The following is a 12651-nucleotide window of genomic DNA, read 5'->3' as shown; positions in this document are numbered from 1 at the left end:
CATCCTTTATGTATGCACCGCAGGAAAAGCCTGCGGTGTTGTTTTTGATGTGAAAGCTATCGTTCCATGTCGTGGGTTTTGCGCTTTGGTTTTTGCATCTTGCCCTCCGCCTGAAGCTGGCGCAGGCGCTTCAGCACGCTCTCCCGCCGGGGCGGCTTTGCCTGCTCTTTTTGGGCGGGTTTCTGTTTTTCCCTGACCTGCCGCTCCCATGCGGCAAGGTCACGATTGTACTGCTCCACGACAGCCTCCGCCTTGCGGTAGGTTGCCATGAACGCCTGCACATCGGGATAACCGTCCTCTTTCAGAACATCGGGCAGTTTATCCAGCTTTTCAGCGATTTCCTTTTCTGTCCGCTGTATCTGCTCTGTGAGCGCCTTGCGCTCCTTACCCTTGAAAATCCCTTTTGTATCGGCAAGTTGCTGTTTCAGTTTCGGAAGTACCGTATCCTGCAAATGCCGGATTTCTTTCGCCTTATCCTGCGCCTTTATCATCAGCTTTTGCATGGTGCGGAACTCTGCCATATCTATTTCAAGGACAGGCTTAGGCGGCATAGCGTGTTCACGGATTAGGTTTTGCAGGAAGTCTTTTGCCTTGTTTACGATACTGCGGAACAGACCCGGAAGCCAGCCCTTGCTTTTGATAGACTGGCTCGCCTTTTCGTGTATCTCTGTCCGCTTGACCTCTAAAATCTTCGCTTCGGAGATACCCGATAATAACGCCATATCCGCTGTCCTGTTCCATTCCTGTCTTGCGGCATTGTCGGCTTTGATTTCGTCCGCTTTGGGATTGTTCTTGCCGATTTTCTTGGTCGGCAGATAGACGCTGTTTTTATCAAACACCTTTAAGTGCTGCTCAGGATCAGAGATATGGCGGTTGATAAGTTCCGTATACACTTCTTTTATCTCTCGGAGAAAAGGCTCTCCCTTAAAGCGTGTATCTTTGGTAGTAAACAGATGGCTTTCGTATACCTCGCCTTTTTTGATGACGGTACAGCCTTTCCGTATCTGCCCGTCCTCCCCCGTAATTTCCTTTTTGGTGCGGACACGCTTTCCAGTTTCGTCAAAGAACACGCTGCGGGAAGCAATCTTCACATCAGGTTCGGGGAGCAGCCGCCTCTCGCTGAAAATCAGATGGATATGATAGTTTGTCTTGCGCTTGTTATGGTGGAGGGCGGACACGCACTCCACACCGTACCGCCTGCGGAACTCCTCTGTAAAGTCCGTGAGTACCTGCTGCGGCTCGTATTGCGTATAGACCTCGGGCAAGGCGATAATCAGTTCCCTTGCTTCGATACATTTGCCCTCTGTGCCGCTGCGCTGAAACTCCTGCTGGCTTTCTCTTGCAAGGTTACTCCAAAATTGACTATCAGCGGTGCGGTAGGTGGCATAGAGATTTTCCTGCCTTGCATGGCTTGTAATATATGATATTCGCCCTTTGACATTGGGCAGCTTTGACATCTGGATAAAACTGTGTCTCGGCATACATCATCTCCGTTTTCTGTTGTCAAGGTGCGTCCTTTTTTGCAACCGTTTACGGTTGCGGCTGTCGCTGCGGCAGCGGTGACAGCCCCGTATCAGACGCCGCAGGCGGTTGATACGGAAGCCCCCTGCAAGGGCGAAATACCCAGAGTACAAATCGAAGATTTGTGCGAGGGGTGTATTTCGCTCTCAAACGCCGAGGGCTTAGGGTTACTTTCCGAAAAGAGAATGGATGGTCATTCCACTCTGCGGACATCGTCGGGCTTCAGAAGATTTCTTCCCTGATTGACCGTCAGAAACCGTTCCAGCGTGTCCCTGCGGATAATGGTCTTGCGCCCCACTTTGAGGACGGGCAGCTTTCCCCATTCCACCAGCTTCCGCATGGTATTCCTGCCGATACCCGTACATTCTGCGGCTTCCTCTATGGTAAGTCCCATTTTGACTGCGCTCATTCTATCAACCTCCTTTTTGAATACTCATTTTGCAACTACTGTTTTATCATTATACTTATTCTGCCGTCTCTTGTCAACCAATTTTGCAACCATACATAGTTTATTTACAACTTTTATTGAGATAAAGGTTGCAAAATAAGTATCATCGTGTTATACTGATACTAGTCAGGAGGTGAACACCTTGAAAAAAGAAACCACATTCACCGCAAAACAGGTCGGTGGGCGGATTAAGGAACGCCGCACAGAGTTAAACATTACCATGCCGGAACTCGGCAGGCGTGTGGGCGTGAACAAATCCACCATTCAGCGGTACGAAGCGGACGGAGTTGATCCGAAGCGCACAATGGTTATTAACGGTCTTGCGGAAGCGTTGCTCACAACTCCCGAATGGCTGACAGGTCTTTCCGATGATAAGGAATATGACACCTATACTCTCTGCCAGCGGGATATTGATGAACACATCAAGAAGTATCTGGACACAGTTTCCCATACGGTAAAGGGCGAGCCGCACCAGCAGCTTCTCACGACATTTCTCGGCAAGATGGTTGACCTGTATACGGTTATGACCTACTACTTTGCTGACGCTATGGAGGAAGTTGACCGTGTGGCGGAGGACAAAGGGCTGAAAGAGTCTCTTGGGCGGTACGCCATAGAGTCCGGGGCAATCATGGAACAGGTATACCGCAAGAAGATGGAAGTACCGATTGAGGATATGAAACGGTTTTTAGACGGGATTTTACATATCCACGATGAGGGGCGCACAAGAATGTCGATGGGCGCACTTTTCGGGATAGTGGAGGAAGCCGAAGAAAGGCTTTCCGAAAAAGAAAATTCCGTGGCACCTTGACAAGTAAAGACGCCAGTTGACTTCCACTGGCAGAAGTGACACAATTACTTTACGCACACCATATGTCACAGTCCCGATTGCCACGGATAGAAAGGAGTTTTTTATCTATGGCAAAAGGTTCTGTAAGAAAGAAAGGCAAAAAGTGGTACGGACGCTTTTACATTGAAGATGAAAGCGGCAGAAAAGTGCAGAAAGAGTTTGCAGGCACAGAGAGCAAGGCAGAAACAGAAGCCATGCTCCGCAAAGCGATAGCGGACTACGAGGAAAAGCAGTTTGTCGGGAAAGCGGAAAACATCACGGTAGGCGATATGCTGGATATGTGGGTAGAGGAAGAACTGAAACCCGGCAACTTAAGCAACGGGACGGTCATGTCCTATCAGGGAACGGTCAACCGTATCAAGCAATATCCCATTGGCAAACGCAAGCTGAAAACCGTGACCGCCGACCATTTGCAGGCATTTATTGATTTTCTGAGCTACGGTGGGACAAACCCGGACGGGACAACTTCAAAGCCCATGAGCAAAGGGTATATGCTCCTGTTCTCGGCGGTGCTGCAAAATTCCTTCCGCTTTGCGGTATTCCCGAAAAAACTGATTACTTTTAACCCTATGCAGTATGTGAAGCTAAGGGGCAGGAAGCAGGAAACGGATATTTTCTCGGACAGCAAGGAAGATACCGCCAGTATTCCTACTATCACCCATGAACAGTTCCAAAAGCTGGAGGAATTTCTCAAGGCAAAAGATAATCCCGCTTTGCTGCCTGTGCAGATAGCGTACTACACGGGGCTTCGTATCGGGGAAGTATGCGGCTTGACTTGGCAGGATATTAACCTTGAGGAACAATATCTCACGGTACGCCGCAGTATGCGCTATAACGGAACAAGGCACACAACCGAAGTGGGAACGACAAAGCGGAGCAAAGTCCGCACCGTTGATTTCTGTGATACGCTGGCGGCAATCCTGCGGGCGGCAAGAACAGAACAACGCAAAAACCGTTTCCGCTACGGGGAGCTTTATCACCTGAACTACTACAAAGAAGTAAAGGAAAAAGGGCGCACCTATTATGAGGTTTACAGCCTGCAAAGGACAGAGGAAGTCCCGGAGGACTACAAGGAAATCTCCTTTGTCTGCCTGAGAGCAGACGGGGCGTATGAAGCGCCGAGTACGGTAGGGATTATGTGCAGGGCGGCAAAGAAGAAAGTGAAAGGGCTTGAGGATTTCCATTTCCACACGCTCCGTCACACCTACACAAGCAATCTGTTGTCCGGCGGCGCAAAGCCGAAAGATGTGCAGGAACTTCTCGGACACTCTGATGTCAGTACCACAATGAACATCTACGCTCACTCTACAAGGGAAGCGAAGCGTACTTCCGCAAGGCTGCTGGATAAGGTGGTCGGCGGGGAATAAAAAATTGCCCTTGTTTCGGCTTGTAAGGGCAAAAACGAGGGCAAACAGATAAGGTTTGAACGGAAAACAGGTGTGAAGCCTTGAAAAATCAATGGTTTTTGAGGATTAGATAGTTAAATAATAATTGAAAAGCTTCATATGGAAAAAGCGGCGGCGTCCTTTTTTAGCGGAATTCCGCTGGACTTTTCGCCATATCTGGCCTGCCCGAATTGCGGCAGTCTGTTTGATTTATCCGAGCTGCAGGTCAGAGAAAATAAAATTTACAGCGGAAAGCTGCGATGCCAATGCGGCTATTCAGCCCTGATTGAAGACGGAATCCTGATGGCCGCTCCGGAGTCTGACTATTATCAGAGCGAGGAGTTCCAGGTGATGCATTATCAGCAGATTCAGGATGAAGGAGCAGATTTTGTCTTTTTTGAGTATATGAACGATATTTCCGCAGAAGCGACCTCCATGATTTACAAATCCTACTTGTGGATTGACGGCGTATTGGCGCCCTACAGTTTTCGTAATAAAGTGATTTTTGTGCCTGATCTTTCCAGCCATTTCCTCTACAAACACATAAAACGGCCCTATTTCAAAGATGCGTTTATCATCGTTTCCGGATTTTCGAAAGAAACGATTGTTTCGATTAAATCGCACATTGATCGAATCGCGCCGGATGCAAAAATCATCTATATTGCGAACACCATTTACGCGCTCCCAATTCAAAAAAACTTGATTGACCTTTGGATCGATACCATTTCTTCCTACAATTTTTCCTTTTTTCATAAGGAATCGCTGTACAAAAAAATCGATCCCTATATAAAAGAAGGAGCGAAAGCCGCGGGTCTGACGAAGTATTATGAAAGAGGCTCCAAATCGCTGGCGAATATCGGAAAACGGTATCCCAACGTAATGGAGGAGCAGTCGCTGTTATCGGCCTTTAAACGGCTTGTGGAAAGCCTGGGCTGGAAATTCCGGAAAGAAAGTCTGACAGGAGAGGTCTTTGATCCGGGTCCCTACTATGAATATCATGCGCAAGGGGATAAGCACTGCTATTACAGTTTTTTCGCGGAGAAAGTTCAGGAGGGGCAGAAAGACGGCGTTCCGGATTAAAAGGAATGGCCGCAGCGGAAGAACGGAACATTTTTCTCTTGCCTGGCCCGCCGCTCTGTGCTATAATAAATCCAGTTCCAAAACTACATAGAATTTTTTGAGATTGTGGCATTATGGCACATGAAGGGGCACACCACCTCGGGTGTGAAACTTTGTGTGCCTTTTTCGTTACTGTGAAAGAAAAGGAGGACAAGGAGCATGAAGGTAAACGGCGAGCAGCGGACTTTGTCGGAGCCGGTTTCGCTGATGCAGTTCCTGCAGGAAAACGGATACAGGGAAAAGCGGGTGGCTGTGGAGCGAAACGGCGAAATTGTAGCAAGGGCAGACTTTCAGAATACTGTGCTGTCGGATGCGGATACGCTGGAAATCGTACATTTTGTGGGAGGCGGCTGAATATGAGAATTCCGACAAGAGAGGAAATCCGCCGGATTTGCGATCAGCGCTTTTCAAAAGATGTTTATGAAAAATTGCAGGCCGCGTCGGCGGCTGTCGCGGGACTCGGAGGTCTGGGTTCCAATATCGCGGTGATGCTGGCAAGGACGGGAATCGGAAAGCTTCGGCTCATTGATTTTGATCGGGTGGATCTGTCGAATCTGAACCGGCAGGTCTATGATATCCGTCACCTGGGACGGAAAAAGACCGAGGCGCTGGCAGAGCGGCTGCGGGAAATCAACCCCTATCTGGAACTGGAAGTCCGCGACTGCAAAGTGACTGCGGAAAACGCCCGCGGACTGTTTTCCGGCTGTCCGTATATCTGTGAGGCGTTCGACGATCCGGAGGCAAAGGCCATGCTGGCGGAGCAGGTGCTGCTGGGCCTTCCGGACGCGTATCTGATTTCCGGATCCGGCATGGCCGGATGGGGCGACACGGATCAGATTCATACCAGAAGGGCAGGGAAACGCTTTTTTATCTGCGGTGATGAAGAAACCGATATTGGAGATGGCACGGGGCTGATGGCGCCGAGAGTGGCGGTCTGCGCCGGGCATCAGGCAAACAAAGTCGTACAGTTGATTTTACAGGAACTATAAAGGAGGAGAACATGAGTACAGAGAATAAGGACAAACTGGTGATCGGAGGGCATGAATTTGATTCCAGATTCATCCTTGGATCAGGAAAATATAATGTAGAACTGATACAGGCAGCGGTAGAGCAGGCGGGGGCGCAGATTATAACCCTGGCTCTGCGGAGAGCCAATTCTGCCGGGGAAGGAAACATTCTGGACCATATCCCTCAAGGCGTGACCCTTCTCCCTAATACATCGGGAGCACGGGACGCCCAGGAGGCAGTTCGCATCGCGCGGCTTGCGAGAGAGCTGGGGTGCGGCGACTTTGTTAAAATCGAGGTAATTCGGGACTCCAAATATCTGCTGCCGGATAATTACGAAACCATAAAAGCGACGGAAATTCTGGCGAAAGAAGGTTTCATCGTGATGCCGTACATGTATCCGGATTTGAACGCGGCCAGAGCTTTGGCGGAAGCGGGAGCCGCGGCGATTATGCCTCTTGCCGCTCCCATTGGTTCCAATAAGGGCCTGAGTACGAAGGATTTCATTCAGATTCTGGTGGATGAAATCGATCTGCCGATTATCGTAGACGCCGGAATTGGCCGTCCGTCCCAGGCGTGCGAGGCTATGGAGATGGGAGTGGACGCGATTATGGCAAACACCGCCATCGCTACCGCAGGCAATATCCCCGCGATGGCCATGGCGTTCCGCAAAGCCATTGAAGCGGGAAGAGCCGCTTATCTGTCCGGTCTCGGCCGGGTTGTGGAAAAGGGCGGAGAAGCGTCTTCCCCGTTAACCGGATTTTTGGAGGAGGAATAAACATGGAAAAAATCAGTCATATGGAATATTGGCCGGAAATGGAAGTGCTGGAAGAATCGACTGTGATGGATCAGGTTCTGGAAGACATGGAAGCTTACGACTATAACGCATATACGGCACAGGAGGTAATCCGGGCGCTGAATAAGGAAAATCGCGGACCGGAAGAATTTAAAGCCCTGCTTTCCCCCGCCGCGGAACCCTTTCTGGAGGAAATGGCGCGCCTCGCGACTCTGGAAACCAGAAAGCATTTTGGAAACAGCGTATATCTCTTCACGCCGCTGTACATTTCCAACTACTGTGAAAATTACTGTATTTACTGCGGATTCAACTGCCACAATAAGATCCGCAGAGCCCGGCTGGATGAAGCGCAGATTGAAAAAGAACTAAAAGCCATTGCCGCCACCGGACTGGAAGAGATTCTGATCTTAACCGGAGAAAGCCGGGCAAAATCGGATGTCGCTTATATCGGGGAAGCGTGCAAACTGGCGCGGAAGTATTTTAAGATGGTGGGGCTGGAGGTCTATCCCATGAATTCGGAGGATTACGCGTACCTTCATCAATGTGGAGCCGATTATGTAACGGTGTTTCAGGAAACCTACAATGCGGATAAATATGAGACCCTGCACCTGGCGGGGCACAAGAGAGTGTTCCCGTACCGGCTGAACGCTCAGGAACGGGCGCTGAAAGGCGGCATGCGGGGCGTTGCTTTCGCGGCCCTTCTGGGACTGGACGACTTCCGCAAAGACGCCTTTGCCACTGGAATGCACGCCTTCCTTCTGCAGCGCAAATACCCCCATGCGGAAATTTCCTTTTCCTGTCCGCGGCTGCGTCCGATTGTGAACAATGCGGATATCAACCCGAAGGATGTCCATGAAAAGCAGCTTTTGCAGGTGATGTGCGCCTACAGGCTGTTCATGCCTTTCGCGGGAATGACCATTTCCACAAGAGAGCGAGCGGGATTTCGAGATCACGTGATCGGCATGGCTGCTACGAAAATTTCCGCGGGAGTCAGCACCGGTATCGGAAGCCACGCGGAGGACAGCGGCGAGCAGGGAGACGATCAGTTTGAAATCGCTGACGGCCGCAATGTGGAGGAAATCGTGGAGGCCATTAAAGCGCGGGACCTGCAGCCGGTGATGAACGATTATGTGTTCGTTTAAGCGAATCGCGGTTTCAAACCGCGGGCTTTGTCCCAGGCCGCTGCCGGAGCAGGTGCGGCGGCTTGCCGGCAGAGTGGACTTTTTCCTGCTGAGGGAGAAGGAGCTGACAGAAGCAGAGTACGAAAAGCTTGCGGCAGAGGCGCAGGCGGCCTGCAGGGAAAGCGGTATTACGCTGATCTGTCATACCTTTACAGCCGCGGCGGCACGGATCGGCTGCAGCGCGATTCATCTGCCTTTCGAGGCTTTTATGAAACAACGCGCTGAATTGGAAGGCTTTTCCCTGCGGGGAGTCTCGGTTCATACACTGGAAGAAGGGCGGCAAGTCCAGAAAGCGGGGGCGGACTATGTGACTTTCAGCCCGATTTTTGAAACCGCCTGTAAACCGGGCGCGCCGGCAAAGGGGACGGACACTCTGGAACAGTTCTGCAGGAAAATGCGGATTCCGGTATACGCCCTGGGCGGGATTACAGAGAAAAACGAAGACCTGGTGAAACAGGCCGGAGCCGCCGGGGCTTGCAGAATGTCGGATTTTATGAAGTGAATCGTTTGTATTTCCATTTGCGGTACAAGAGAAGGGAGATGCCAACTCCAAAGGGGAAAATGGCATAGAAAATGGCATAGAAAATGGCATAGAAAATGAGGATGAGCGGAAGATTTTTTCTATTTTAGTGGAAACGCCGGACATTACAGCCAAAAAAATGAGCGAGTATACGGGATTCAGTGTTAGAAAGATCAATCGGATTATGAAAGGCTTAAAAGAAAAAGGCATCATTGTGAGAGTGGGATCGGATAGAAAAGGTTATTGGGAAATACAAGATAAGGCGTATTTGAATTCTAAGGAACACTAAAAAAGGGCAATCTATTGTCTGCCCACTGTTATATTTGCTCACAAGGTAAATAGGAGACACCTCTGTGAACAGGGTGAACTTCTGCCAGAAAGTTTTTGAATGAGAATAACAAAAAACATTGCATTTTAACATTATAAATGTTAAAATGCAATAAAATAAAGGGGGTGAGAACAAATGGATAATCTAAGGCAAATTTTTGGGATAGATGCAAAATATGAAACGTGGGATAAGAAAGGCAGATTGCCACTATATATCACAGAACGTTATGAAGTCCAAAGGATATTGCTGGGGGAACTTTGGTGTATCGCGCTCACTCCGATTGGAGAGATGGAAACACTGCCCGCATTAAAAAAACAAATTAGAAAAATTCAGGAAATCGAAAATTCTCCCGTTTTTATCAGGGCCAGGAGACTTTCGCGGTTTCGTTGTCAGAATATGATTCAAAACAGAATTCCCTTTGTAACAGAAAAGCAGATTTACCTGCCTTTTATGGGAACTTACCTTGAAAAAATGAATGATCAACTTGAAAGTTTGAAGCAGCTGACACCATCCGCACAGCAGCTTCTCTTATTATATTTCTACAGTGAGACACAAAAAATGTACCTGTCAGAAGCGGGCAAAAAACTTCCGGTTACAGCAATGACACTGACAAGAGCAGCAAGGCAGCTTGAGGAAACAAACTTTTTTTATATTACAAAAGACGGGGTCAATATCGTGATTGAATCAAAGTATGATAAGGGAGAGCTTTATGAAAGGATGAAAACATACATGATTTCTCCTATAAAGGAGAAAGGATATATAGAACGCAATGCAGTGACCGGAGATATGATTCTGGCAGGCACATCTGCCCTTGCCGAAAAAACAACGTTGAACGAAGGTAGACTGAAAACATATGCAGTATACGCAAGAGCGTTTGATAAAAAATGTATTCAAAGCGAGTTAATTGATCCGGACAGGCAGGCAGAAGTGGAATTATGGAAATATGATCCTAAATTACTGGCTTCAGATGGAATTGCGGATCCTGTTTCTGTGGCTTTATCTATTGACAGCAATAACGATGAACGAGTAGAAGATGCGGTTGATTATATGATAAACAATACATGGAGAGACTTGAGATGGTAACCGGATTTCAATCCTTTCAGGAATGGTTTCGTGGATTTGAAAATCAGTATATAATAATTGGCGGTACGGCCTGCGAACTGCTCATGGAAGAGGAAGACTTGAGTTTTCGGGCTACAAAAGATATTGATCTTGTATTAATAATAGAAGCTATGACTCCGGAGTTTGTAAAAAAGTTTTGGGAGTATATCTTAAAGGGGGAATATGAGCACAAAGACAAAGGCACGGAAAGATCACATTTCTACCGGTTTACGAATCCTAAAAGCAAAGAATATCCATATATGATTGAACTCTTCTCAAAAAAACCGGAAAATTTGCTGTTTCATGGAGATGAAGTTTTAACCCCAATTCCAGTAGATGAAGACATTTCAAGTTTATCTGCGATTTTGCTTAATGAAACGTATTACGAACTTTTGAAAGATGGGCAGGTGCTGATTGAGGGTATACCGGTTTTAAGGGCAGAGTGTCTGATTCCATTTAAGGCAAAAGCATGGCTTGATTTAAGTGAAAGAAAATCCAGAGGAGAACGAATTGACAGTAAAAGTATCCGCAAGCATAAAAATGATGTATTTCGGCTTACAAGCTTACTTGTTCCAAACAGGAGGCTGGTTCTGGAAGAAGAAATTCAAAAGGACATGAGAGCATTTTTGGCTGCGATGGAGCATGAAAACATTGATTTGAAGTCCTTAGGCATAAAAGGCTCGAGCCAGGAAAAGCGGATAGATTTGCTGTATGATTATTTTGGATTACGATAAAGATGCATTTTCAATTTCCTTATCTTCGCCCGCGAAGCCGGGTCGCTGCTGATATCAGGACCGAATTCTAATGTAGATCTTGAAGGACAGGCGAATTGTATCCAAACCCCTTTAATCACCTTTTATGGATACAAAACTTTCCCGTTTGCGGGGTCGCTTTTTAGAAGAAATACAAAATCCCCTGGATTTTTAAAAATCCAGGGGCTGAAACCTGAAACTTTTGTATCCACTAATACATTTTCGCCCATTCAGGATACAAAGCACAGAGTTAGATAGAAAACGTCCGGTCTATAATTCCACCTTACACTCGGACGAGTCTCCCTCGTAATTGTCCAGCAAAAGTACGGCAGTTTCCCCTGCTGCCTGCTCGCTGCTGTATTCATCCATAATGTAAATGCCTGCAGCCTCTGTTTTGGGTGGGATTTCCGCTATGATTGTGGATCCGGAAGGCTGCAGGGATTCATCAAAAGAGAGGTAGATGGAATTGCCCGCCGCTTCTCCCTGAAGGTACGGGTAGGAGGCGGTCTGCGTGCCTTTGTTTCGGAAATAGACCCGCAGCCGAATCTGGCCGTCCTGAGCTCCGAGGGACTCGGCGCGGACAAGTTCCAGTCCGGCGTCCGATGCCTGGGCATTGTTCAGACGAGTCGTTTCCAGAGATGGAACGATGGCAAGCTCGATGATAAAGAGAATCACGAGGACGATCACAAGGCGAAAGCGTTTAAGCATGTTCTGTACCTCCTGCGTTCAATTTGATGAGAATCGCTTCTTCCGGAGCGGAAAGGGAATACGGCGGATCGGACGAACGTTCTCCCTGGCTGATCCGCAGGGTACAGCCCTTTGTATCCTCCGGAATCAGGAAAACCCAGAGGCCATCTTCCTGGTAAGGAGAATAACTCCCCACCCCTAAATCATACAGTTCGTCACGCACCGATTCCGATTCGGAGAGAGAATACGGGTCCAGAGAACGATAATAAGTATCGCCAGCTTTCAAAGTAACCGAAGTATCCAGGCTCCGGTATTCTGAGTCATTGTTGGCGGTTTTATAGGTAAGCTGCATATATTTCCATCCTTCCGGCGCGGCTGTGATGCCGCTGCGGGTGAAAGGAGTGAATTCTCCCAGGGTGAGGTCCGCGTCAATCAGTTTAACAGGCGAACGGGACGAAACAAAAACCTCGTTCACTTCCGCCGATTCCTGTGTCTGACGGATCTGTTCCATCTGCATACTGGTTTTCATATGATAAAAAATCGGAAATCCAACGATCAGAAGCAACAGAATCAGACAGAGAATCCGCTTTGCCTTTGAAGAGGTTCCGGATTCCAAAGCAGCGCCGCGGAATTTCCCCTTCGCGGCTTTGTCTGGAGACGGAGAAAATGAAATCCGTTTTTTGTGCGCAGAAGGCCGGGAATCCGCATGAAAGGTCCCGGAAGCGTTCTGCCTGTCGGTCCTGGAAGCGCGGCTCTTTCGGTACTGATACTGGTTTACCTGAGAGTGATAATGGCCGCACGAAGGACAAATATACATGCACTCTTCCATATCAAAGCGTTTTCCGCATTTTTCGCAAGGTTCTTTCATGGGGTTTCCTTTCTTTTTACGAACTACGAACTTCCACATTCATTATATATGGATTCAGTCAAAAAGCAACGCGAAAATGATCCGGGCCTGTGG

At 48.3% G+C, this 12651-nt stretch carries 15 protein-coding genes; 11 read left to right on the top strand and 4 right to left on the bottom strand.

The window, feature by feature from the left end; translation table 11 throughout:
* Positions 1–56: 56 nt before the first annotated feature.
* On the bottom strand, positions 57–1481 hold the full coding sequence (locus H9L42_RS08350) for a MobA/MobL family protein (protein WP_187302940.1): 1425 nt from the start codon (positions 1479–1481) through the stop codon (positions 57–59).
* Positions 1482–1714: 233 nt separating this feature from the next.
* The gene (locus H9L42_RS08345) at positions 1715–1930 is read right to left on the bottom strand and encodes a helix-turn-helix domain-containing protein (RefSeq protein ID WP_002586623.1); all 216 of its coding nucleotides are present in this window, start codon (positions 1928–1930) and stop codon (positions 1715–1717) included.
* Positions 1931–2111: 181 nt separating this feature from the next.
* On the opposite strand from H9L42_RS08345, the gene H9L42_RS08340 reads away from it, so the two are divergent.
* From H9L42_RS08340 to H9L42_RS08290, 11 genes are all read left to right on the top strand, one after another.
* Positions 2112–2777: a helix-turn-helix domain-containing protein gene (locus tag H9L42_RS08340; RefSeq protein ID WP_118751155.1), complete on the top strand. Its 666-nt coding sequence runs from the start codon at positions 2112–2114 to the stop codon at positions 2775–2777.
* Positions 2778–2884: 107 nt separating this feature from the next.
* The gene (locus tag H9L42_RS08335; protein ID WP_187302939.1) at positions 2885–4183 is read left to right on the top strand and encodes a tyrosine-type recombinase/integrase; all 1299 of its coding nucleotides are present in this window, start codon (positions 2885–2887) and stop codon (positions 4181–4183) included.
* A 138-nt stretch (positions 4184–4321) separates the two neighbouring features.
* On the top strand, positions 4322–5281 hold the full coding sequence (locus H9L42_RS08330) for a hypothetical protein (RefSeq protein ID WP_187302938.1): 960 nt from the start codon (positions 4322–4324) through the stop codon (positions 5279–5281).
* A 198-nt stretch (positions 5282–5479) separates the two neighbouring features.
* On the top strand, positions 5480–5674 hold the full coding sequence (gene thiS / locus H9L42_RS08325; RefSeq protein WP_187302937.1) for a sulfur carrier protein ThiS: 195 nt from the start codon (positions 5480–5482) through the stop codon (positions 5672–5674).
* A gap of 2 nt (positions 5675–5676) precedes the next feature.
* Positions 5677–6309, top strand: a complete 633-nt coding sequence (thiF, locus tag H9L42_RS08320) for a sulfur carrier protein ThiS adenylyltransferase ThiF (RefSeq protein ID WP_187302936.1) — start codon at positions 5677–5679, stop codon at positions 6307–6309.
* A gap of 11 nt (positions 6310–6320) precedes the next feature.
* On the top strand, positions 6321–7103 hold the full coding sequence (locus H9L42_RS08315; RefSeq protein ID WP_187302935.1) for a thiazole synthase: 783 nt from the start codon (positions 6321–6323) through the stop codon (positions 7101–7103).
* A 2-nt stretch (positions 7104–7105) separates the two neighbouring features.
* Positions 7106–8263: a 2-iminoacetate synthase ThiH gene (gene thiH, locus H9L42_RS08310; RefSeq protein WP_187302934.1), complete on the top strand. Its 1158-nt coding sequence runs from the start codon at positions 7106–7108 to the stop codon at positions 8261–8263.
* Complete coding sequence (locus tag H9L42_RS08305; protein WP_187302933.1) at positions 8250–8804, top strand: thiamine phosphate synthase; 555 nt, start codon at positions 8250–8252, stop codon at positions 8802–8804. The genes thiH and H9L42_RS08305 overlap by 14 nt, the downstream gene beginning before the upstream one ends.
* 64 nt (positions 8805–8868) lie before the next feature.
* Positions 8869–9111, top strand: coding sequence for a helix-turn-helix domain-containing protein (locus H9L42_RS17365; protein ID WP_417891354.1), 243 nt, complete (start codon positions 8869–8871; stop codon positions 9109–9111).
* Between the two features lie 174 nt (positions 9112–9285).
* Positions 9286–10233, top strand: coding sequence for a MarR family transcriptional regulator (locus H9L42_RS16825; protein ID WP_207734952.1), 948 nt, complete (start codon positions 9286–9288; stop codon positions 10231–10233).
* Positions 10227–10985 carry a hypothetical protein gene (locus H9L42_RS08290; protein ID WP_187302930.1) on the top strand — a complete coding sequence of 253 codons (759 nt, stop codon included), beginning with the start codon at positions 10227–10229 and terminating at the stop codon, positions 10983–10985. Before H9L42_RS16825 ends, H9L42_RS08290 begins: the two co-directional genes overlap by 7 nt.
* Positions 10986–11273: 288 nt before the next feature.
* Here the strand turns inward: H9L42_RS08290 and H9L42_RS08285 are convergent, their stop codons facing one another.
* Positions 11274–11711 (bottom strand): hypothetical protein, encoded by a 438-nt coding sequence (locus tag H9L42_RS08285; protein ID WP_187302929.1) that lies wholly within the window; start codon positions 11709–11711, stop codon positions 11274–11276.
* Positions 11704–12558, bottom strand: coding sequence for a TFIIB-type zinc finger domain-containing protein (locus H9L42_RS08280; protein ID WP_187302928.1), 855 nt, complete (start codon positions 12556–12558; stop codon positions 11704–11706). The genes H9L42_RS08285 and H9L42_RS08280 overlap by 8 nt, the downstream gene beginning before the upstream one ends.
* Positions 12559–12651: the final 93 nt, after the last annotated feature.

The sequence above is a fragment of the Zhenpiania hominis genome (genome assembly GCF_014333425.1).
In the GTDB taxonomy this organism is placed as follows: Bacteria; Bacillota; Clostridia; order Peptostreptococcales; family Anaerovoracaceae; genus Hominibacterium; species Hominibacterium hominis.
Note: the sequence above shows the minus strand (reverse complement) of the source record. Positions and strands in the feature narration are given on the sequence as shown.